Raw genomic sequence first — 19430 nt, 5'->3', positions numbered from 1 at the left:
GTCCGTCACCGCGGCCTCCCATCGGTGCGGACGATGCGCACCAGCTCCTGGTGCTTGCCGCCGAGCTTCAGCTCCGCCGCAGCGAACAGGCGGTCGACGATCATGTGATTGCCGCGGACACGGTAGTTGACGAGCTGGCCGTCGCCTTCCGCGCCGATCACCCAGAGCGGTGGCAACTCACCCTGTGAGATGCCGGTCGGGAATTCGATGAACACCTGCCGGCCGTCATCGAAGGCGCGCAGCGGCCGCCACGGCGGAGTATCGCCCTCGATGCGATAGCGGAAGTTCAGTGCATTGATGTCGACGCCGGTTGCGACGGGGGCAGCGGCCTCGGCGGCCGCATTCTGCTGGCGCAGCGCGATGAGCTGATCCTGCGCATAAGCCCAAGAGACCGACGCCATATACGTCTTGTCGTCGGAATGCAGCTCGAGGTGATAGGTCCGACGGTCTGTATTGATGACAAGGTTGGTGATGAGATCCGCACGGGTGGGCTTCACCAGGATGTGGACACGTTTGGCTGGCCCGGCGCCGCTCTCGGTGTCGCCGATGATCCACCGCACGGTATCTCCGGCAGCGACGGGCCCTGAGCCCGTCAACTGCTCGCCCGGCTCGAGCGCGATGTCGGTGATTTGGCCCGGCGCGGCATAGACCTGATACAGCGCGCCATCGGAAAAGGGGTAGACCTGGATAGCGTTGAGATAGCCTGCCCGTGTCGGCTGGACGCGGGCCGCGCCATTGGCCTGATCGACGCGAGCATGCGGATCCGCAGGTTCGGGAGCGCGCTTCGTATTCCCGGGCAGCGGCTTGAGTTGTCCGGGCAGCGGCAACGGCTTCGGCACCTCGACGATCTGAATGGGCTTGGGCGGCTCGGCCTGCAGCACCGCGGGCTTCGGCGTGTTGTCGTAGCTGATCTGCGGCGGTTTCCAGGCTGTGGCGCAGGCGCCGAGGGAGACAGACGCAAGTAAGAGCGACGAGATCGCAAGCGGGCGCATCAGCCGAGCTCCTTTGACCAATTGAGGGCGTGGACGTAGACGCCGAGCGGATTCTTCTTCAGCCGATCGGCGTCGGTCGGCATCTGCAGCGCGATGGTGAGGATGGCGCTCCATCGCTCAGTCGAGGCGAGCGCGCCGTCGATGTAATGACGCTCCGTCCATTCGACGCGAAAGCTGGAGTCGGAGGCGCGGATGACGCTCGCGACGTCGACGGAGACCTGGTTCTTGCCGACCTTGGAAAACGGATCGCTCGTCCGCGCATAGTCATTGAGCGCGAGCGCCCCCTTGTCTGTGACGTAGTTGTAGGCGTCGAGCCAGTTCTGACGCAGCACCACGGGGTCGGCGGGGATGCCGCGCACTTCCTGGATGAAGCGCGCCAAGTGCCACGCGATCTGCGGGTCGGTCGGCTGGTAGTCCGCGGTGGCGGGCGCGACGGCCTGGGCCTGGCCGAGCTTGTCAACCTGCACAACCCAAGGCGTGATGGTGCCGCGGGCCGATTGCCAGACCAGGCCGCCGGCGAGCCCACCGCTGAGAACGAGTGCGCCGAAGAAAGCCAGGCGCCAGTTCTTGGCCTGAACGCGCGCGGAGCCAATCCGCTCGTCCCAGACCTGGCCGGCCTTTTGATATGGCGTCTCCGCGTCCGGCGTCTTGCCATAGCGCACGGTCGATCGTCGGAACATGAGCTATTCCCCCTCGGAAAGATCGACCTGATGCCCGCCGCTTGCCCGATCACCGGAGCGGATTGCGTGGTCGGCGGCGGTGACGCCGCGGTTGATGGTCTGGCCGCGCTTCATGCGCTGGGCCCATGCTGGCGGGCTGTCCGACGCGGCGGACGCGCCGGCGGATGACGACGAGCGCGCGCCGCCGCTCATGACGGCACGCTCGCCAGAGGCGAAGCTTTCTTGAAGGCTGCTGGCGGCGCGGCGCAGTGGGCTCATGGCGACTGAGCCGGCAGCTTGGGCGACACCCGCTGCCCCACCCGCGCGATATGCGGCGCTGGCGCCGCCCGCGACCGCGGCTCCCGCGCGCGCCGTCCCGGCGATCGCGCCGCCGGCCGCGGCGACACCCCCGGCGGTCGCCGCAATGCCGGCCGCTCCGATCCCGGCCGCTCCCAATCCTGTCGCGACAGCCGCGCCGGCGCCGAGCTGCGGTCCGCCCGCGATCAGGCCATTGGCGATGCCTGGACCGAAGATCGTGAGGCCAAGGAGCGAGAGCGCTGCGAGGATCAGCGTCAGCGCGTCGGAAATGGTCGGCGGATTGTTGAAGCCGCTGGTGAATTGATTGAAGATCGTGGAGCCGATGCCGATGATGACGGCGAGCACGAGAATCTTGATCCCGCTGGACACCACGTTGCCCAGCACCCGTTCGGCGAGGAAGGCCGTGCGGCCAAAGAGCCCGAACGGCACGAGTACGAAACCGGCCAACGTCGTCAGCTTGAACTCGATCAAACTCACAAAGAGCTGGATCGCCATGACGAAGAAGCTGATGACGACGATCAGCCACGCGACCAGAAGAATGACGATCTGCACCAGATTGGCGAAGACGCTGGTGAAGCCCATCATACCGGAGATGGCGGTGAGGATCGGCTTGCCGGCATCGATCCCGACCTCGGCGATCTTGCCGGGCTGCAGGAGCTGCGCAGCGCTCATCGTGCCGCCACCGGCCTTGATCCCGAGGCCGGCGAAGCTGTTGTAGATGATCTGCGCGAGATTGTTGTAGTTGCCGATGATGAAGGCGAAGAGGCCGATATAGAGCGTCTTGCGGATCAGGCGCGCGAGCACGTCCTCGTCGGGCGCCATCGCCCAGAAGAGCCCCGCCAGCGTGATGTCGATGGCGATGAGGACGCTGGCGAGCCAGCGCACGTCACCTTGAACGAGGCCGAAGCCGGAATCGATATACTGGGTGAAGGTGCCCAGGAAATTGTCGATGACTCCCGTGCCGCCCATGATGCTTACCTGTCGGTGTTCTTGGCTGGAGCCGGAGTCGGGTTCTTCGGTCCGGAGGCCGGCGTATAGGTGAAGAAGCGGCGGCGGTTTTCAGCCCAGGCCGCCTCGCAGGCCGGATCGTCCTTGGCCTGGTCGGCGATGAGCTGACACCGCTTGAGCTCTTCGGCGAGCGAGTCGGGCGTGTGTTTCTCCATCGCACGCGGCTCGAGGCGTGGAGGCGATGTGTGGAAGTGCAGTGCCGCCGCGACGATCGCGATGGCGACAAGCAAAAAGCCGACAGCCCGGCCGACAGCAGGCAGATTGAGAAGCCGGGTTCGCATCAATGGAACATCTGCGCGGAGCCGGCTTGGTAACCAGCGCCGTAGTTGAGGAATGCCTGTGTCTGCGCTTGTGCCTGCGCCTGCGTCTCAAGGGTCCGCGCGGCATCGAGGCTCTGCGCGCGTGCGATCGACGCCATCAGCGCGGTCAGGTCCGCAAGCTGCGTGGTCTGAAGCGCCACGAGCTGATTGCCCGACTGTGCGGCCTGCAGCGCGCCGGTCGCCGACTGGCTGGAGGACACCAAAGCGTTGATCTGCGTCCGCGTGGTGTTGAGATTGCTCACAACGCCGGCTTGCACGCGCATCGTATCTTGGAACCCGGCGAGTGCGTTCTGCCAGCGACTCTTCGCATCCGTGAGAAGCTGCTGCGACGACGTCCCGCTGGGATAGGCCTGCGGATAGGTCTGCGTGAACGACTGGTCGATGCTTGAGACGCTGTAGGCGATGCGCTGCGCCTGCGCGAGGAGCTGCTGGGTCTGGGTGATCTGCTGCTGAAGCTGCGTGAGCGACGAGTACGGCAGGCTTGCGAGATTGCGCGCCTGATTGATCAGCGACGTCGCCTGGTTCTCCAGCATCTGGATTTCATTGTTGACCTGCTGAAGCTCACGCGCGGCGGTCAGGATGTTCTGCGCATAATTGGTCGGATCGAACACGATCCATTGCGCACGCGCCGGTCCGCTGGCGAAGGCCGTAATGGTGAAAGCGGCGGCGCCTGCGATGAGCAAGGCGCGCAAGCGGTGACGGATCATGACGTGGTCTCCTGGTTGTGGGTGAGCATGTCCGCTGCCCAGTCGAGATCCTTTCGACGCAGCCAGGCGGCGGTGAAGCCGCCGCGGCCGTGTTCCGCGAGCAGCTCTTCGATGGCGGTCTGATCGGATTTCGCCGAGGCGGCGGTGAAGGCGAGCGCGACTTCGGACAGCCCGAGTTCGAATAGGCGATTGCCGCGCCGCGACTGGCAGTAATATTCGCGCTTCGGCGTCGCGCGGCTCAGAATCTCAATTTGGCGATCGTTGAGACCGAAGCGCTGGTAGATCGCCGCGATCTGCGGCTCGAGCGCGCGCTCGTTGGGAAGCAGGATGCGGGTCGGGCAGCTCTCGATGATGGCTGGTGCGATCGCACTGCCGTCGATGTCGGCAAGCGACTGCGTGGCAAAGATGACGCTGGCATTTTTTTTCCGAAGCGTCTTCAGCCACTCTCTCAATTGCCCGGCGAAGCCGGGATCGTCGAGGGCGAGCCAACCCTCGTCGACGATGAGCAAGGTGGGTCGGCCGTCGAAGCGATCTTCGATGCGATGGAAGAGATAGGATAGGACGGCTGGAGCCGCGCCCGCGCCGATCAACCCTTCGGTTTCGAAAGCCTGGACTTCGGCTTCGCCGAGCCGCTCCGTTTCCGCGTCGAGCAGTCGTCCCCAGGGGCCTGCCACGGTGTAGGGCTGGATCGCCTGTTTCAGGGCATTTGATTGCAGGAGCACCGAGAGCCCGGTGATGGTGCGCTCCTGGATAGGCGCGGACGCAAGCGAAGTCAGCGCTGACCATAGGTGTTCCTTCAGTTCCGGAGTGACGGTGACGGACTCGCGACCGAGGAGCGCCGCGACCCATTCGGCGGCCCACGCGCGCTCTCCGGGATCATCGACCCGCGCGAGCGGTTGGAGCGCGACGGGCTCGGCGGCGCTGTCGGAGAGCGCTCCGCCGAGATCGTGCCAATCGCCGCCCATCGCGAGCGCCGCCGCCCGGATGCTGCCGCCGAAGTCGAAGGCGAAGACCTGTGCACCGGCATAGCGCCGGAACTGCAAGGCCATCAACGCGAGCAGCACACTCTTGCCGGCGCCCGTCGGGCCGACGATCAAGGTGTGGCCGACATCCCCGACATGTAGGCTGAGGCGGAACGGGGTCGATCCCTCGGTCTTGGCGAAGAGAAGCGGCGGCGCCTGGAAGTGCTCGTCCCGTTCCGGCCCGGCCCAAACCGCCGAAAACGGCATTATGTGCGCGAGGTTGAGCGTGGAGATCGGCGGCTGCCGGACATTGGCGTAGACATGCCCTGGGAGAGACCCAAGCCAGGCTTCGATCGCGTTGACGCCTTCGCGCATGCAGGTGAAGTCGCGGCCCTGAATGGCCTTCTCGACCAGGCGAAGGCGCTCGTCCGCGATCCGCGGATCATCGTCCCAGACGGTAACAGTGGCGGTGACGTAGGCCTCGCCGACGAGGTCGGTGCCAAGTTCTTGCAGAGCGGCGTCGGCATCGAGCGCCTTGTTGGCGGCGTCGGAGTCCATCAGCACCGACGCCTCGTTGGTCATCACCTCCTTGAGGATCGCCATGATGCTCTTGCGCTTGGCGAACCACTGACGGCGGATCTTGCCGAGGAGCTTGGCCGCGTCGGTCTTGTCGAGGCAGATGGCGCGTGTCGCCCAGCGATAGGAAAACGCCAGGCGATTGAGGTCGTCGAGCAGGCCCGGCCAGGTCTGTGATGGAAAGCCCATGATGGTGAGCGTGCGCAGATGTGCGCGGCCGAGCCGTGGTTCGAGGCCACCCGTCAGGTCCTCGTCCACCAGGATGGCGTCGAGGTACATCGGCGTTTCCGGCACGCGCACGCGCTGGCGCCGCGTCGAGATGCAGGAATGCAGGTAGGTCAGGGTCTCGGCGTCATCGAGCCAATCCGATTCCGGCATGAAGCCTTCGAGCAGCGCGAGCACGCGATCGGTGCGGTCGACGAAGCCTTCGAGCGTGGCACGCCAGTCGGCGGCGCCCTGGGCGCGGTTCTCATAGAGCCAAGCTTCCGCGCGGGCCGCGTCATCGGCGGGCGGCAGCCAGAGCAGTGTCAGGAAGTAGCCGCTCTCGAAATGCGCGCCTTCTTCTTCGAATTGGGCTCGACGCTCGGCATCGACCAGCGCCGAAACGGGATCCGGAAATTGAGTTGACGGATACCTGTGCGCCGGCACACGCTGGGCCTCAATGAACACGGCCCAGCCGGAACCAAGGCGACGCAACGCGTTATTGAGACGCGACGTGATGGCCACCAGCTCGGCAGGCGTGGAAGAATCTAAGTCTGGACCGCGAAAGCGTGCGGTGCGCTGGAAGGAGCCATCCTTGTTGAGAACAACGCCCTTGGCGACGAGCGCCGCCCACGGCAGGAAGTCGGCGAGGCTCTGGTTATGGCGACGATACTCGGCAAGGTTCATCATTGGGCGAACCTCACGAGACCATGTGCTGCGGATAACGCAGATGCCGACGCACGACGTCGACGAAGGCGGCGTCACGCTTCGCCGCCCAAACGGCGGCGATGTGACCGACAAGCCAGATGAGGCCGCCGACGATCCAGAGCCGAAGACCGAGCCCGATCGCGGCAGCAAGCGTGCCGTTCACGATCGCCACGGCGCGCGGCGCGCCGCCCAAGAGGATCGGCTCGGTCAACGCTCGGTGAACGGGCGCATAGAAGCCGGCGATGACGCCATCTTGCTCCATCACACCGTCACCCCGCCGCCGAACTGGAAGAAGGTCAGGAAGAAGCTCGACGCTGCGAAGGCGATGCTGAGGCCGAAGACGATCTGAATGAGGCGACGGAAGCCGCCGCTGGTCTCGCCGAAGGCGAGCGTCAGACCGGTGACGATAATGATGATCACCGACACGACCTTGGCCACGGGCCCTTGGATGCTCTCCAGGATCTGGTTGAGCGGCTGCTCCCACGGCATGTTCGATCCGGCCGCATAGGCCGGCGCGGTCGCGAGGGCGACGAAGACGAAGGCGGTTGCCGTGGCGAACGCACGGCGGGCATCCTTGATTAACATCACGGTTCTCCTGCGGGGGTGAGGACGTAGTCGCCGGCGGGCGAGAGGCCCTTCACCGCGGCGAGCTCGGCGAGCCGGCGCGCGGAGCCGCGGCCGGCGAGGACCGCGATGAGGTCGATCGTCTCGGCGATGAGCGCGCGCGGAACGGTGACCACGGCTTCCTGGATGAGCTGTTCGAGCCGGCGCAGTGCGCCGATGGCGGAGCCTGCGTGCAGCGTGCCCACGCCCCCGGGGTGTCCCGTGCCCCAGGCTTTCAGAAGATCGAGCGCCTCTGCCCCGCGAACCTCGCCGATCGGGATGCGGTCGGGCCGCAGGCGCAGCGACGAGCGGACCAGATCAGACAGCGACGCAGCCCCGTCCTTGGTGCGCAGCGCCACGAGGTTCGGCGCGGCGCATTGCAACTCGCGCGTATCCTCGATGAGCACGATGCGGTCGCCGGTCTTGGCGACTTCTGCGAGGATCGCGTTGACCAGCGTCGTCTTGCCGGTGCTCGTCCCGCCGGCGACCAGCACGTTCTTTCGGTCGCGCACGGCCGCGCGGAGCAGCTCGGCCTGGTCGGCCGACATGATGCCGGCCTCGACGTAGTCGCCGAGCGTGTAAACGGCGACGGCCGGCCGCCGGATGGCAAAGCACGGCGCAGCCACCACGGGCGGCACCAGGCCCTCGAACCGCTCCCCGCTTTCCGGCAATTCCGCCGAGACGCGCGGGCTGCCGGCATGCACTTCGACCCCGACATGGTGCGCGACCAGGCGCACGATGCGCTCGGCGTCCGCGGGCGTGACGCGACAGCCGGTGTCTTCAAGACCGCCTGACAGCCGATCGATCCAGAGGCGACCGTCAGGGTTGAGCATCACCTCGACGATGCTGGGATCTTCGAGATAGCCGGAGATCGCCGGACCAAGCGCCGTGCGCAGCATGCGCGCGCCTCGGGCGAATACTTCAGATCGGAGGGAGATCGTCGTCACAAGAGCCCCGCAAATTAGCCTCCTGTGGAGGCGCAGATGTCAGCGGGGTTGAGTAGAAAGAGCCGGAACTGGGACTCCGCAACAACAACAAGGAGGCGGGAGGGCTCTGGGATAGAATGACAAGCGAGAAGGACGATCGCTATTCTGACTGCGTGTCTGCTGAACCCTCCTTTTGCGCTGGCACGTCGCGAATCACCTCGTCAGCTAGTTTGTGACCGCGCGCGAGACGACGGCCGAGCGCTTCGATGTAACCTTCGTAGCGCTCTCGTCCTTTTGTTTGCGCGGCGGCAAGCGCCGTGTCAGGCAGCGGCGGCGTGCTGGTCAGCCAAAACCGGACGAACACCGCGAGCGCTTCATTCGAGATCGTGACGTGGCGCTCGATGCGCTCCATGTCGCGGACCATACGGTCCAGGCGTCGCGCGAGCGCCGCTTCGAGTCGGTCCGCGGCATCGGGCGAAAGATAAGAGGCGAGCGCTGCCTCGACGATCAACGCCTGCGGCACGCGCTTGCGGGCGGCGTAATCGGCGAGCCTTGTAGCCAGGTCGGGTGGAAGCCGAAAGGTGTGCTTCGTGCGCACGGCTACATCTGCATGTCATCGTCCGCGTCGAGCGAGATTTGTCGCGCGCTGCCGAAATTGCGCTGCATGATCCGCTGGCGCTGGGCGTCGTCGTCTGGCTCGTCCTCGACGGGCTCGAATTCCTGCACCGGCTTTCGTGGCTCGGGAACAATCTCCTCGTGGTCCGGAAGTTCGGGTTCGCGTCGGATTCCCGCATTGTCCGGATCGTCCGTCTCTGCGGCGGTTGGCGCTGACGCGATCGCGCCGCTCCAGGTATTCACCTGGGACGTGTTGGGGGCTGGCGGTTGAAGAACAGCGTTTCCGCCCGATGATCTGGGCGGCGGAAGAATCCGCCCGGCGAGCTCGGGGTCTTCGTAATACCGAGCTTTCTTCGCCCGGACGGGCGCACTCCCCGATATCATGACGATCTCGTCGTCGGGCGGGAGTTGCATGATCTCGCCGGGAGTTAACAGCGGCCGCGCGGTTTCTTGCCGGGAGATCATCAGATGTCCAAGCCACGGACTGAGTCGGCTGCCGGCATAGTTTTTCATCGCTCGGATTTCGGTGGCCGTGCCAAGTGCATCCGACACGCGTTTCGCTGTGCGTTCGTCGTTGCTGGCGAACGAGACGCGCACGTGGCAATTGTCCAGGATGGAATTGTTCTGACCGTACGCCTTCTCGATCTGGTTCAGCGACTGCGCGATCAGGAAGGATTTCAATCCATAGCCCGCCATGAACGCCAATGCCGACTCGAAGAAGTCGAGCCTGCCGAGCGCGGGAAACTCATCGAGCATCAGCAGCAGGCGATGTCGCCGCCGCTTGTTCTCTAGCTCTTCGGTTAGCCGTCTTCCGATCTGGTTGAGGATGAGGCGCACGAGCGGTTTCGTGCGGCTGATGTCCGAGGGTGGCACGACGAGATAGAGCGTCACAGGATGCTCAGCCTCGACCAGGTGGCGGATGCGCCAGTCGCAGCGTTGTGTGACCGCCGCGACCACCGGATCTCGATAGAGGCCCAGGAAGGACATCGCGGTCGACAGTACGCCGCTGCGTTCGTTCTCGCTCTTGTTCAACAGCTCTCGCGCGGCGCTGGCGACGACGGGATGGACTCCCTTCTCGCCGAGATGCGGCGTGGTCATCATCGCCCGAAGCGTCTTCTCGATTGGTCGCTTCGGATCGGAGAGGAAATTGGCGACGCCGGCGAGCGTCTTGTCGGGTTCGGCGTAAAGGACATGCAGGATCGTGCCGACCAGAAGCGAGTGGCTGGTCTTCTCCCAATGGTTCCTGCGTTCGAGCGCCCCTTCGGGATCAACCAGCACGTCGGCGATGTTCTGGACGTCTCTGACTTCATACTCGCCGCGCCGGACCTCGAGCAAAGGATTGTAAGCGCTGCTTTGCGGATTGGTCGGATCGAACAGGACCACGCGGCCGAACCGCGCACGCCAGCCGGCGGTGAGCGTCCAGTTCTCCCCCTTGATGTCATGGACGATGCAGCTTCCCGGCCAGGTCAGCAGCGTCGGAACAACAAGACCGACGCCCTTGCCGCTTCGGGTCGGTGCGAAACACAGCACATGCTCGGGTCCATGATGACGGAGGTAGGCTCCGTGCCAGCGGCCGAGCAACACGCCGTCTGGGTGAAGAAGGCCGGCTGCGCGGATCTCGCGTTCCTCGGCCCAGCGAGCCGAACCGTAGGTCGTGGCGCGCTTTACCTCGCGCGCACGCCAGACCGACATGGCGACAGCGACGACGAAGGCAGCGACCCCGCCTGCGCCAGCGATGAAGCCGCCGGTGACGAAAATGTCGTGTGCGTAAGCGTCGAAAGAGAACCACCACCAGAAGAAGGCCGCCGGGAAATAGACCGGCCATCCGAAGAGCGAGAACCAGGGGCTGCCGAGCTGCGGCTGGAAGGCAAGCTGCCACGCCGTCCATTGCGTCGCGGCCCAGACGAAGCCGAGTGTGGTCGAGCACACAACGAAGACTTGCAGCCAGAGTATTTTGGTCGGGTTCATGGCGCCACACCAGCGCTTCCGCGATCGCTTCCTGCAAGCACGAACCGTATGGGATCAAAGGGCCGGACACGCTGGGTCAGAAATCGGATGCACCGCAGGCGCGCCTTCACAGGCCCAGTCCCCGTTTCCGTCCCGGGTCCCAGTCGACTCGTCCGCCCGGCGCCATGACGCCGCGGACTTCGCGGCCGAGGTTCTTTTCCAAAGCCGGACGCCACGGCACGAGTTGGAATCCCAACCCATCATCGATCATGGCGAAGCGCCCCGACGCGAGTGTCACCCGTTCGCGATAAACGCCAGCGACACGCTCGCCTTCAGCGGCCGGGTGGTACGCCAGACCCGTGTCGGCTGATAATCTGGCCGTGGCCTCCTCAAGCTCGCGCCGCTGGAGTGTCGAAAGGAGATCGCGGGCGAAGATCACGCGCTGGCCCTGTCGTCTGGCCAGGCCTTCCTCGACCAGGTAATCAGCGCGGGCATCCATCGCGTCGCGGACTTCGGCGCCGAAGCCGCTGCCGCTGAGCGGTGGGTCTTTCGCAAGAAGCTGACGATCGAGCCAGGTCGCTCCCGATGCCCCGACCTGATCAGAAATGGACAGATCCGACCTGGTCGCGAGCGATAGCCGTCGTCGTCCATCGGGATCGTCATAAGCGCGCACCTCGACGATCGCGCCGGGCGTGGCATCGCCGGTGAATTCGAGGTCTGCAAACCTCAAATGGTGGGTATGGCCATCGACGCCGGCGACGATGACGTAGGCCGTGCCCTTGAGCTCATCATCGAGACCACGCTGGACGAGTCGGCCCAGCACCGGATGGGAAGGCTCGTCGCCATGCAGCGCGAAGCGGCTGACGTCCGGTTCTGATCCGCTTCGGCTCATGGCTTGGTGCATCGTCTTGATGATGTCGCCGCGGATACCGAGCTGGCGCAGCGTTCCGTCGAGGCCGGGCTTGAGGGTCCAGCAGGCCGGGCCAACCGGATCGGCCAAGCCGAGACGTTCGAGCTTGGCCGCCCGTCCGAGCAACAGTCGACGCAGCTCCGGATCCTCGGCGTTCGGACCAGGCCGAAGATCTGCGACGCCGCCGCATTCGTCCGAAATGTCGCGCAGCGCCCGATCGAGACTTGTCCAGCGCTCGGCCTCCACCTCGCGTTGAAGCGCGCTGTGGATTTGCGGTTCAGTGCGCGGACCAAGTTCGAGCGTGATCCGCTCGGCGGCCCGGTCGCGGATTCCTCGGCTGATATAGTCGCGGCTGATCACCAGATCCTGGCCGTCATCGGCGCGGCCGCGGATCAGGAGGTGGACATGGGGATTGTCGGTGTTCCAGTGATCGACGGCGACCCAGTCGAGCTGGGTGCCGAGGTCCCTTTCCATGTCGGCGACCAGCTCGCGCGTGAACGTCTTGAGGTCGCCGATCTCGGCCGCATCCTCTGGAGAGACGATGAAGCGGAAATGGTGGCGATCGTCCTTGCAGCGCTCGGCGAACGCACGCTCGTCGGCTTCGTCTCCGGCCGCATCGAACATCCGCGCCGGCTGACCGTCTTTGGTGACGCCTTCGCGTTTGAGATAGGCGATGTGCTTCGGCAAAGGCGCCGAGCGGAATCGGGGACCCTGGTGGCGGACGACGCGCGCCTTGGTGACGACGCGCCGGGCATTCGAGCGCAGCCGGATCGAGACCGCGGCGCGCCGGCCACGACCGAAGCGGGAGCGGCTCCGCCCCTGGCCGGAGCGGAAGCTGTTCCCGACATGCCCGGCCTTCTTCGCGGCCCGCATCACCTCGCCGACGAATGTCTGCGGACGTTTGCCGCCGCGGTTGCCATGCTGGATGCGGCCGGGCCGGATGCGCAGGTCGTCGTCGCGCGTCGTCATCGGGCCGAATCCGGGTGTTCAGGCGTGCGACGGCGGTGCAGACATTGATTTGCTTGGACAAATCGAGGTGAGCGCCAGCAGGGGTAGTCGGTGATATCGGTAAATTGTCCAATACAACTAACCACATAAGCCGCGCCGAAGGCCGGCCTTTTCCCTTGCCGTCCCTGGTTGTGGTTCCTCTGCCGACCTTCCGACCCTAGCAACTGTCGGAGTACGCAGTTCAATGCACCTGCCAAACTGACACCGCTCATGGGGTTCGTCGATCAGACGACAGCACGACGAAGAGCCCGTCAGCTTGCGGTGCGAGTCCTGTCCAATCCTGCGGCGAACGGACGCTCGGCGCGTTGGACGACTGCGGCCCGCCGGTCTTCGTTGTGTCGTCCGATGCGGTGGACGGCTGTTTTGGAAACAACGATGCCTCGGTCCATGATCGGACGACGGACGCGAGCAATGTCGTGTCGTCGGTCGCGCTGCCACCGACAATGGGCGCGAGCCTGGTCAGGTAAGCGCGCGTTTCCGCCGGCAACGGGCGGCCGGTGGCGAGATGATCTTCCCAGCGCGCTGGACCGGCGTTGTAGGCCGCGAGGAAGCCGGGAATTCCATAGCGGTCGTGCAGTTCGCGCAGATAGCCGGCACCGGCGATGATGTTGTCATGGACGTCGTAGGGATCAGCGCCGAGATGGTAGCGTTGTCGCAGTGTCACCCAGGTTTGCGGCATGATCTGCATCAAGCCCATCGCCCCTTTCGGCGATATCGCGTGCACGTCGCCAAAGCTCTCGGCGCGCATCACGGCCCGTATCCAAGTTGTCGGAATACCGAAGCGCTGCGAGGCCTCGGCCACGAACGCTGCAAAGCGTGTGGCATCTGCAACGCGCGCGATATGACGGATGGGCGTCGATTGGGCGCGCACCGGCCCGCCAGCCGCGATCACCGTGGCAGACAGACATGCGCTGATCAGCGCGATGCGAAGATGCGATGGCTGTCCGGATCGGCAGGCCGGAAAGGAGAAGGGGGATCGACCGTGCGCCGACGAAGCTCGGCCGCGGGACGGCTGGAGGTGAAGCACGGTCAGTCCTCCTCCCGCGTCCATATCGGGTCGGCGCGGCCGGCGATCGTCGTGCGGGAAAGCAGCCCGAAATAACGGCCGTCGAGCGAGTCTGCGGATTGCCAGTTCATGAGGAAGACCTGGCCGTCGGGAATGAGCTGGCAGCCTTGCCAGACGGGCAGCGGTCGATCGTGCGTGTCGCGATCGAGCGCATCGCCCATCGCTATGCCGTCGACGGTGATGGTGCGCTGGCGGCGGCATACCGTCTGGCCTGGAAGCGCGAGCACACGCTTCAGCATGGGCACGCCCTTGGGCAAATAACGGCGGTCGGAGAGGAATTGGGCCAGGGCGTCCGGTGGACGCACGACGACAAGTTGGGTGACGTGGAGCGCGCCGACAGAGTGGATGGCGTAGAGGCCTATCGGCACGCTGTCGCTGGCGTTCCAAATGAATTTGGGAGAGACAGGGAAGATCGCGCTGCAGGCGGAAACGAGCAGCACCAGATACGTCGTCATGACGTAGCCGAACCGCGTCACTTGAGCACCCGGTCGCGCAAGAGCCACGCGCGATGCTGGTCGCGGCTGTAGGGGCGAGGCTCGTATCCTGCCCCGAGACGATTGTGCACGTGCCTCCAGTAGTCCGGCGCGACGGCTGCAGGATCAATGCCGAGCGTCTCGACCGCGTCGATCGTGGCGAGGACGCGCTCGACTTTGGGCCAGCCGCTGATCCGCAGGAGGATCTCGCCGCCGGGACGGACGAAAGGCAGCGTCTGATAGGCCTCGCCTGGCGCGATCGCGCGCAAGATGTCGATGCGTGAAACGATCGTGCCGTAATCGTTGGAAGCCCAGCGAACGAAGCCCAAGATCGTGTGCGGCGCAAAGGTGAGGACACGTCGGCGACGATCGATGATCGTTTCGCCCGTGTCGTGACCGAATCTGATCCAGTGCTCGATGCGTTTCTCGAGCCACGTCAGTTCGACAGCCGTCAGCGTGTCAGGCGAACCGGCTCGCGCGTGTGCAAAGGCGGGATTGGTCATCATGTTTGTTCTCCATCGGTGTTGGGGAATTCGCGCGTGAGGAGCGCCCGCAGCATGTCGGCGACCGTCTGGCCGCGTTGGAAGGCCGCGATTTTGATGCGGCCGCGGAGCGCGGGCGTGATGTCCACGGTGAGGCGCGCCGTGTAGGGATCGCTCTCCGGCGTCGCACCGGCGCTGCGATCGGGCGCCTTGATCCAGGCGTCCGCATCGCGTGGTCGGGATGCGAAGCCGCCGTTCGAACGCCGCGCCGTCATGGTGCGAGCCTTTCGGTCTCGACAGCGAGGGAGGCGATCTCGCGGGCAGCGGCGCTCGTCGCGCTTTGCTCGAAGGCGAGCTGACCGGTGCGCGCGGCGTCCGCGAAAACCACACGCTGGCTGATGCGCGTGGCGAGCGCCGGCGGATCGTGGTCAGCGAGACTCTGCGCCGTGTCGCGGGTGATGACGGTGCGCGCGGCACAGCGGTTGAGCACGAAGCGTGCGACAAGGGCAGGACGGAAGATGCGAGCTTCGGCGATCAAGGCCAGCATCTCGGCGGACGCCCAGCCATCGAGCGGCGATGGCTGGGCCGGTACAAGAACGGCGTCGGCCGCGAGCAACGCCGAGCGCAGCAAGGCGGCGATGCGAGGCGGGCCGTCTATGACAATATGGTCCGCATCGCGGGCAAGCTCGGGAGCTTCACGGTGGAGCGTATCGCGGGCGAGACCGACCACGCCGAACAAACGTGCGTGGTGGCGCCGGGCGCGCTGCTCGGACCAGTCGAGAGCCGATCCTTGGGGATCGGCGTCGATGAGGGTCACGCGCTTTCCGTGACGGGCCCAGTGTCCTGCGAGGTGCAAGGCGAGTGTCGTCTTGCCGACGCCGCCCTTTTGATTGAGCAGCGCGACGATCACGGCGCGTCACCATCGGTTTTCCACCCTGCGGGCCGATGGGAAACAACAGAATCGTTAGATTCTTGTTTGTTAGATTCTAAGTTAGGGGCGTCGTAAGCAGCGGATTTTCTGTTTGAAAATGCGCCTTCCGGTTCCTGATGGCACGGGCGCGCGGTTCCCGATGGCACGGGAACGGTGGTTCCTGATGGCACGACCGCTTCCACAGGCTGTCCACAGGCTGCTGTGGACAAACGAGCCGGAAGGAAAACGAGCAGTTCATGTCCGCCGCTGTCGCGCTCGACATCGAGCCGATAGCCCGGAAGCGGCTGGCGGCGCGCGATGTCGCGCAATTCGAAGGCAAAGCGTTTGAACGGCGAAAGGCTTGCGGACTTGTCGTAGAGATGACGAAAGGCGAACCGCCAACCTGCACGCTGGCGACCGGCATGCTTGCGCACGATGCGATAAAGCCAGCGCTCCAGGCCGCCGGTCAGCCTGAAGTAGTCGCGGTCAATCGTGAGCACCAAGGCTTCGTCGAGAACAGCTTTGTAGAACCAGTCCGGTACGATGAGATCGATGCCGTCGGCGCGCCCATGCGCATCCGCGCGCTCCGTCCATTCGTTGATCCACGAGAAGCGGTGCGCGCGGCGTTCGTTGGTCTGGCGCAGCGTCGTGGCGACGGTCGTCGATTGAAGGCGGTCGAGGGCCGCTTTCAGCCTGTGATAGTCGCGTGCGCTGTCACCGCGACCGATGAACGACAGAATCTCATAGGGTGTTGCCGCCATCAGGCGTGAGGTGCGCAGGCCGCTGTCGCGTGCCTGGACGATCTGGGAGGCGGCCCAGATCAGGATATCGGCGTCCCAGATGGTCGCCATGCCGTGCTCCGGCACGGCCTCGACGCGGATGGCAATCTCGCCGCTCCGGTAGTCGATCGGCGTGATGCGATGGGTCTTGGCGAGCGAGAAGAAAGGATAGGCCATGAGGTCCTGGGCGTCGCGCGGCGCAAGATCGCCTGGCAGCGCCCGAAACAGTTCGAGCTGCTCGCGTTCGGAGCGTGAGCGGTGGCGCGCCGACATGGCGGTGATCAGCGGCGCGGATGACGCGCCTGCTCGAGCTCGGCAGGCGAATGGCGGCGCGCGGGCAGGACGACGGCTTTGCCAGGGTCGGACGTCGACGCCTTGGCGGCTGCGTCGACCCACTCCTGCAGGTCTTCGACGCGGTAGACGACACGTCCGCCAAGTTTCGAATAGCGCGGGCCAGTGCCGTAGATGCGGTGCTTTTCAAGCGTGCGGATGGAAAGACCAACGAAGCGTGCCGCTTCGGGCGTACGCAGGTAGCGTTGCGGCACGCCTGCGAGAGTGGTGGACATGGGATACCTCGGTGATCGTTGGGGCGGCCGTCGGAGGACGGCGGCTACTAGCGATCACGGTGGCGGAGGGGTCTCGGCCAAAATAGTGCGATGTCGGCAGGCAGTGAGATCGCACCGGTCTCAGATGCGGCGCCGGTAAGGATAGAGAACAAGCTGCCGGTAGCCGCCCTTCATCATCTTGAAACCGAGCCGCACGAGACGGCCGGTCTGATCCCGCAGTTCGTGCGAAATCCAGTCACGTTTGGTGATAGGGGCGGTTTCGAAGAGTCCAGCCGCGATGTCCGGATATGTCGTTCCGAGCAGGCGTGCATCGAGCGCGCGCAGCGCAAGGATGAAGCGCTTGCGGCGCTCTTGAGTAAGGGCGCCGGCATCCGGTGGCGTTCGACGCCCGCCGAGGCCATGCCAAAGGCGTAACGCGGTCGCGACGCGGATTTCGAAAAGCCGGTCGAGCGGTAGGAGCACAGCGTATGGACCATCCGTGTGGAGGAATTCAACACGGACCGGCGTGCCGGCGAGCGTTAGAGCCCGTGCGGCGGCCGCTCTCGCAAGTGCGCTGAGAAGTCTCGGCGGCAAGCCGAGTTCAGGATTGACGAGTTCGTCGGGCGCATCTGTGATGGTGACGACGCGAGGGAGCGCTTTGGCTGTCCATTGAGCGGCCGTTGCGGGGAGGTCGGGCAATTCGGGGGCGAAATCGCACCCCCCAGCGTTCGGCGAACGCAGCCGTCTCGGCATCCAAGGGATTGATAGCGCGGCCACGGCTCCGGTGTGCAAGCCGCCTATGGTCTTCCTGAAATTCGGAGTTCCGGCGCAAGAATTCAAATGCGAAGGCCGGCGCGTCGAGCAACCGCAGTTCCTGGTACGCGTCCGCCGATCGCCAATCGGCAGCACTCATTGTGATGTCTCCTCCAGCGTCCGCTCATGCGCGGATGTGGATAGGAGAATGCACGTTCAGGTGGTGTTCTGAAACCAACAGCAACAGCAGCGCGTGTTGCGCGGTCTGCACGGAACTATTTTCTAGTGCGGCGCTCCACCATAGAGAAGATGGCGGTAACCCTTCTCCGTCATCCATCGTGCGCGGGCGAGATGCGTCTCCCAGGCGCGGCGTGCGCGATCGGGTTCCGTCGCCGGGTCGATGCGCAACACGAGCTTTGCGACCTCTTGCCAGTCGGCGCCATCGGAGTCGGCATCAAGCAGACGGAGATATGTCACGAGGTGGCGCTCGTCATAGCCGGTCAGGATTGCGGCTGTCGGCGCGATATCATCCACTGCTGGATCCCGGGGTGGCGACTGCATCAAAGCTCCTCGACGACACGGTTTCTTAAACGTTAACACATGCTGGTTTCAACGTTTCAAGTTTGCCGACCTTCGTCCTGGAGCCGTTGCAGGCTTTGCTTCGTGAAGCAGCATGATTCCGCGGCCACGGTCGGATTCGACAAAAAGAATCCCCGCCGCCTCCAGCGCGCGGCGAACTTGGTCCCGCGTGCTCTCGTGCGTCGGGAGCCCGCGTTCGGACTCCAGACGTTTGAGGGCGGTCAACGCCACCAGGGCTTTTTCGGCGAGCATCTCTTGCGTCCAATTCAGCAAGGCTCGCGCCGCCCGCACTTGTCGGCCGGTGATCATTCATGATCACCTCCGACAGACGATCTGCGCGCACCAGAAAAACGACTATAATAGTCGTTCTGGGTCGTCGCAACGGTGCGCCGAGGCCATATTTGGCCTCAGTAGCGGGTGGGCGGGGTGCAGGGTGATTCGGGTCAGGCCGGGACGGTTGTGAGATGCTCGGGGGCGATCCGACGCATCGCCTAGCAGGGCTGTCAGGTCTGGTCGCCGCGGTTTTTGGCAGCCAGAAGACGCTGGATACGGTCCAGCACGAGGCGGTGATCATAAGGTTTTGATATGGCCGGTCCGTCCTGACAAAGATCCGCAGCTTTCTCGACAGAGCCCGTAATCGTTCCGGCGAGGATTACGCGTGGACCTGGGGCGCGATCGCGTATCCAATGCGCGAGAGCGAATCCGCTTTGGTCTTCAGCGCCGACATCGATAAGCACGACGTCAATGGGACGAGCCGTGTTGTTCAATACCTCTTTGGCTTCTACAGAATTGGTGGCTTCCAGCACTTGATAACCGCACTCGCGGAGATATTCGGCGAGCGGTGTGCGGACCAGGACGTCGCTGTCGACAATAAGGATGCGTGTGTCGCTCACGCGGACGTTCCCGGCGGCGCGACGCCCAAAGTTACAAAAACCAATGCCACTGTCTGTGCGATGTCATATGGCTTCGCGATGAAGCGCCCGGGCATCGTCTCGCTGTTCAAGTGATCGTTTCCGGACGTGAGGATCACTGGGACGGTCGGAAAATCTGCGCGGACTCGCTCGGCGAGCTGCAGGCCGTTGAGGGAGCCAGGCATCTGGATATCGGAGAACATAAGATCGACCTTGCCGCCGGCCACGAGATAATCGAGCGCCTGGTCAGCGGAGTTGGCCTCGATGACGGCGCAGCCTGCTGTGCGCAACTCGTCGGCGATGAGTGCGCGCACAAGGACTTCATCCTCGACAACGAGCGCATGAGGTTTCTCGCGATCCAACGCCGGCTCAGGCAACACTTTGATGCCCTCCTATTGAGCGAAAACGGAGGGCTTGCTGTGGCGTTCCTTGCGAAGACGATAATAGTTGCTTTTTTCGGCGACTGTGGTGG

The 19430-nt window shown here is 64.7% G+C and carries 23 protein-coding genes and 1 pseudogene; all 24 read right to left on the bottom strand.

What is annotated here, in order from left to right; translation table 11 throughout:
* Nucleotides 1-5: 5 nt before the first annotated feature.
* The 24 genes and pseudogenes from trbG to FCU40_RS06325 all read right to left on the bottom strand — a co-directional run bounded on the left by trbG (nt 6) and on the right by FCU40_RS06325 (nt 19338).
* Complete coding sequence (gene trbG / locus FCU40_RS06440) at nt 6-992, bottom strand: P-type conjugative transfer protein TrbG (protein ID WP_012047201.1); 987 nt, start codon at nt 990-992, stop codon at nt 6-8.
* On the bottom strand, nt 992-1672 hold the full coding sequence (trbF, locus tag FCU40_RS06435) for a conjugal transfer protein TrbF (RefSeq protein ID WP_012047200.1): 681 nt from the start codon (nt 1670-1672) through the stop codon (nt 992-994). The genes trbG and trbF overlap by 1 nt, the downstream gene beginning before the upstream one ends.
* 3 nt (nt 1673-1675) lie before the next feature.
* Nucleotides 1676-2938 (bottom strand): P-type conjugative transfer protein TrbL, encoded by a 1263-nt coding sequence (gene trbL, locus FCU40_RS06430; RefSeq protein ID WP_012047199.1) that lies wholly within the window; start codon nt 2936-2938, stop codon nt 1676-1678.
* Nucleotides 2939-2943: 5 nt separating this feature from the next.
* Nucleotides 2944-3258 (bottom strand): putative entry exclusion protein TrbK-alt, encoded by a 315-nt coding sequence (gene trbK-alt, locus FCU40_RS06425; RefSeq protein ID WP_168073758.1) that lies wholly within the window; start codon nt 3256-3258, stop codon nt 2944-2946.
* On the bottom strand, nt 3258-4004 hold the full coding sequence (gene trbJ / locus FCU40_RS06420) for a P-type conjugative transfer protein TrbJ (RefSeq protein WP_168073756.1): 747 nt from the start codon (nt 4002-4004) through the stop codon (nt 3258-3260). The genes trbK-alt and trbJ overlap by 1 nt, the downstream gene beginning before the upstream one ends.
* Entirely contained in the window at nt 4001-6433 is a 2433-nt protein-coding gene (gene trbE / locus FCU40_RS06415; protein WP_168073754.1) for a conjugal transfer protein TrbE, read from the bottom strand. The genes trbJ and trbE overlap by 4 nt, the downstream gene beginning before the upstream one ends.
* Nucleotides 6434-6443: 10 nt before the next feature.
* Nucleotides 6444-6713 (bottom strand): VirB3 family type IV secretion system protein, encoded by a 270-nt coding sequence (locus tag FCU40_RS06410; RefSeq protein WP_168073753.1) that lies wholly within the window; start codon nt 6711-6713, stop codon nt 6444-6446.
* Nucleotides 6713-7036, bottom strand: coding sequence for a TrbC/VirB2 family protein (locus FCU40_RS06405; protein ID WP_012047194.1), 324 nt, complete (start codon nt 7034-7036; stop codon nt 6713-6715). The genes FCU40_RS06410 and FCU40_RS06405 overlap by 1 nt, the downstream gene beginning before the upstream one ends.
* On the bottom strand, nt 7036-7953 hold the full coding sequence (gene trbB / locus FCU40_RS06400) for a P-type conjugative transfer ATPase TrbB (RefSeq protein ID WP_074551690.1): 918 nt from the start codon (nt 7951-7953) through the stop codon (nt 7036-7038). Before trbB ends, FCU40_RS06405 begins: the two co-directional genes overlap by 1 nt.
* 187 nt (nt 7954-8140) lie before the next feature.
* The gene (locus FCU40_RS06395) at nt 8141-8578 is read right to left on the bottom strand and encodes a ribbon-helix-helix domain-containing protein (protein ID WP_168073752.1); all 438 of its coding nucleotides are present in this window, start codon (nt 8576-8578) and stop codon (nt 8141-8143) included.
* A gap of 2 nt (nt 8579-8580) precedes the next feature.
* Nucleotides 8581-10563, bottom strand: coding sequence for a conjugal transfer protein TraG (locus FCU40_RS06390; RefSeq protein WP_168073751.1), 1983 nt, complete (start codon nt 10561-10563; stop codon nt 8581-8583).
* Nucleotides 10564-10669: 106 nt separating this feature from the next.
* Nucleotides 10670-12421, bottom strand: coding sequence for a DUF3363 domain-containing protein (locus FCU40_RS06385; protein WP_168073750.1), 1752 nt, complete (start codon nt 12419-12421; stop codon nt 10670-10672).
* Between the two features lie 247 nt (nt 12422-12668).
* Nucleotides 12669-13487: a lytic transglycosylase domain-containing protein gene (locus tag FCU40_RS06380; RefSeq protein ID WP_241693555.1), complete on the bottom strand. Its 819-nt coding sequence runs from the start codon at nt 13485-13487 to the stop codon at nt 12669-12671.
* Between the two features lie 2 nt (nt 13488-13489).
* The gene (locus tag FCU40_RS06375; protein ID WP_206677305.1) at nt 13490-13981 is read right to left on the bottom strand and encodes a S26 family signal peptidase; all 492 of its coding nucleotides are present in this window, start codon (nt 13979-13981) and stop codon (nt 13490-13492) included.
* Between the two features lie 17 nt (nt 13982-13998).
* Entirely contained in the window at nt 13999-14505 is a 507-nt protein-coding gene (locus tag FCU40_RS06370) for a DUF2840 domain-containing protein (RefSeq protein ID WP_168073748.1), read from the bottom strand.
* On the bottom strand, nt 14502-14756 hold the full coding sequence (locus FCU40_RS06365; protein WP_012047186.1) for a hypothetical protein: 255 nt from the start codon (nt 14754-14756) through the stop codon (nt 14502-14504). The genes FCU40_RS06370 and FCU40_RS06365 overlap by 4 nt, the downstream gene beginning before the upstream one ends.
* A complete protein-coding gene (gene parA / locus FCU40_RS06360) occupies nt 14753-15391 on the bottom strand; it encodes a ParA family partition ATPase (RefSeq protein ID WP_168073747.1) in 639 nt (212 codons plus the stop codon). The genes FCU40_RS06365 and parA overlap by 4 nt, the downstream gene beginning before the upstream one ends.
* 272 nt (nt 15392-15663) lie before the next feature.
* Nucleotides 15664-16443 (bottom strand): annotated as a pseudogene (locus FCU40_RS06355) (replication initiator protein A); the annotation flags it as partial.
* A gap of 8 nt (nt 16444-16451) precedes the next feature.
* Entirely contained in the window at nt 16452-16736 is a 285-nt protein-coding gene (locus FCU40_RS06350; protein ID WP_041751092.1) for a helix-turn-helix domain-containing protein, read from the bottom strand.
* A 120-nt stretch (nt 16737-16856) separates the two neighbouring features.
* On the bottom strand, nt 16857-17414 hold the full coding sequence (locus tag FCU40_RS06345; RefSeq protein ID WP_168073744.1) for a DUF2285 domain-containing protein: 558 nt from the start codon (nt 17412-17414) through the stop codon (nt 16857-16859).
* 336 nt (nt 17415-17750) lie between these two features.
* Complete coding sequence (locus FCU40_RS06340) at nt 17751-18029, bottom strand: DUF2285 domain-containing protein (RefSeq protein ID WP_012047181.1); 279 nt, start codon at nt 18027-18029, stop codon at nt 17751-17753.
* A gap of 48 nt (nt 18030-18077) precedes the next feature.
* A complete protein-coding gene (locus FCU40_RS06335) occupies nt 18078-18356 on the bottom strand; it encodes a helix-turn-helix transcriptional regulator (protein ID WP_168073742.1) in 279 nt (92 codons plus the stop codon).
* A gap of 194 nt (nt 18357-18550) precedes the next feature.
* Entirely contained in the window at nt 18551-18940 is a 390-nt protein-coding gene (locus FCU40_RS06330) for a response regulator (protein ID WP_168073740.1), read from the bottom strand.
* Nucleotides 18937-19338, bottom strand: a complete 402-nt coding sequence (locus FCU40_RS06325) for a response regulator (RefSeq protein ID WP_168073738.1) — start codon at nt 19336-19338, stop codon at nt 18937-18939. The genes FCU40_RS06330 and FCU40_RS06325 overlap by 4 nt, the downstream gene beginning before the upstream one ends.
* Nucleotides 19339-19430: the final 92 nt, after the last annotated feature.

Source organism: Caulobacter sp. SSI4214, assembly GCF_012184455.1.
Taxonomy (GTDB): Bacteria; Pseudomonadota; Alphaproteobacteria; order Caulobacterales; family Caulobacteraceae; genus Caulobacter; species Caulobacter vibrioides_E.
The sequence above is the reverse complement of the archived record's forward strand: the minus strand, read 5'-3'. Positions and strand labels throughout refer to the sequence as shown.

Excerpts from the sequence above, each read along its gene's own strand:
- trbB (WP_074551690.1), bottom strand. The coding sequence starts at position 7,953 with ATGCTGCGCACGGCGCTTGGTCCGGCGATCTCCGGCTATCTCGAAGAT.
- FCU40_RS06390 (WP_168073751.1), bottom strand. The coding sequence starts at position 10,563 with ATGAACCCGACCAAAATACTCTGGCTGCAAGTCTTCGTTGTGTGCTCG.
- trbK-alt (WP_168073758.1), bottom strand. The coding sequence starts at position 3,258 with ATGCGAACCCGGCTTCTCAATCTGCCTGCTGTCGGCCGGGCTGTCGGC.
- FCU40_RS06405 (WP_012047194.1), bottom strand. The coding sequence starts at position 7,036 with ATGTTAATCAAGGATGCCCGCCGTGCGTTCGCCACGGCAACCGCCTTC.
- trbG (WP_012047201.1), bottom strand. The coding sequence starts at position 992 with ATGCGCCCGCTTGCGATCTCGTCGCTCTTACTTGCGTCTGTCTCCCTC.
- trbE (WP_168073754.1), bottom strand. The coding sequence starts at position 6,433 with ATGATGAACCTTGCCGAGTATCGTCGCCATAACCAGAGCCTCGCCGAC.
- FCU40_RS06350 (WP_041751092.1), bottom strand. The coding sequence starts at position 16,736 with ATGTCCACCACTCTCGCAGGCGTGCCGCAACGCTACCTGCGTACGCCC.
- trbL (WP_012047199.1), bottom strand. The coding sequence starts at position 2,938 with ATGGGCGGCACGGGAGTCATCGACAATTTCCTGGGCACCTTCACCCAG.
- trbJ (WP_168073756.1), bottom strand. The coding sequence starts at position 4,004 with ATGATCCGTCACCGCTTGCGCGCCTTGCTCATCGCAGGCGCCGCCGCT.
- FCU40_RS06385 (WP_168073750.1), bottom strand. The coding sequence starts at position 12,421 with ATGACGACGCGCGACGACGACCTGCGCATCCGGCCCGGCCGCATCCAG.
- FCU40_RS06340 (WP_012047181.1), bottom strand. The coding sequence starts at position 18,029 with ATGCAGTCGCCACCCCGGGATCCAGCAGTGGATGATATCGCGCCGACA.
- FCU40_RS06375 (WP_206677305.1), bottom strand. The coding sequence starts at position 13,981 with ATGACGACGTATCTGGTGCTGCTCGTTTCCGCCTGCAGCGCGATCTTC.
- FCU40_RS06335 (WP_168073742.1), bottom strand. The coding sequence starts at position 18,356 with ATGATCACCGGCCGACAAGTGCGGGCGGCGCGAGCCTTGCTGAATTGG.
- FCU40_RS06365 (WP_012047186.1), bottom strand. The coding sequence starts at position 14,756 with ATGACGGCGCGGCGTTCGAACGGCGGCTTCGCATCCCGACCACGCGAT.
- FCU40_RS06370 (WP_168073748.1), bottom strand. The coding sequence starts at position 14,505 with ATGATGACCAATCCCGCCTTTGCACACGCGCGAGCCGGTTCGCCTGAC.
- trbF (WP_012047200.1), bottom strand. The coding sequence starts at position 1,672 with ATGTTCCGACGATCGACCGTGCGCTATGGCAAGACGCCGGACGCGGAG.
- FCU40_RS06410 (WP_168073753.1), bottom strand. The coding sequence starts at position 6,713 with ATGGAGCAAGATGGCGTCATCGCCGGCTTCTATGCGCCCGTTCACCGA.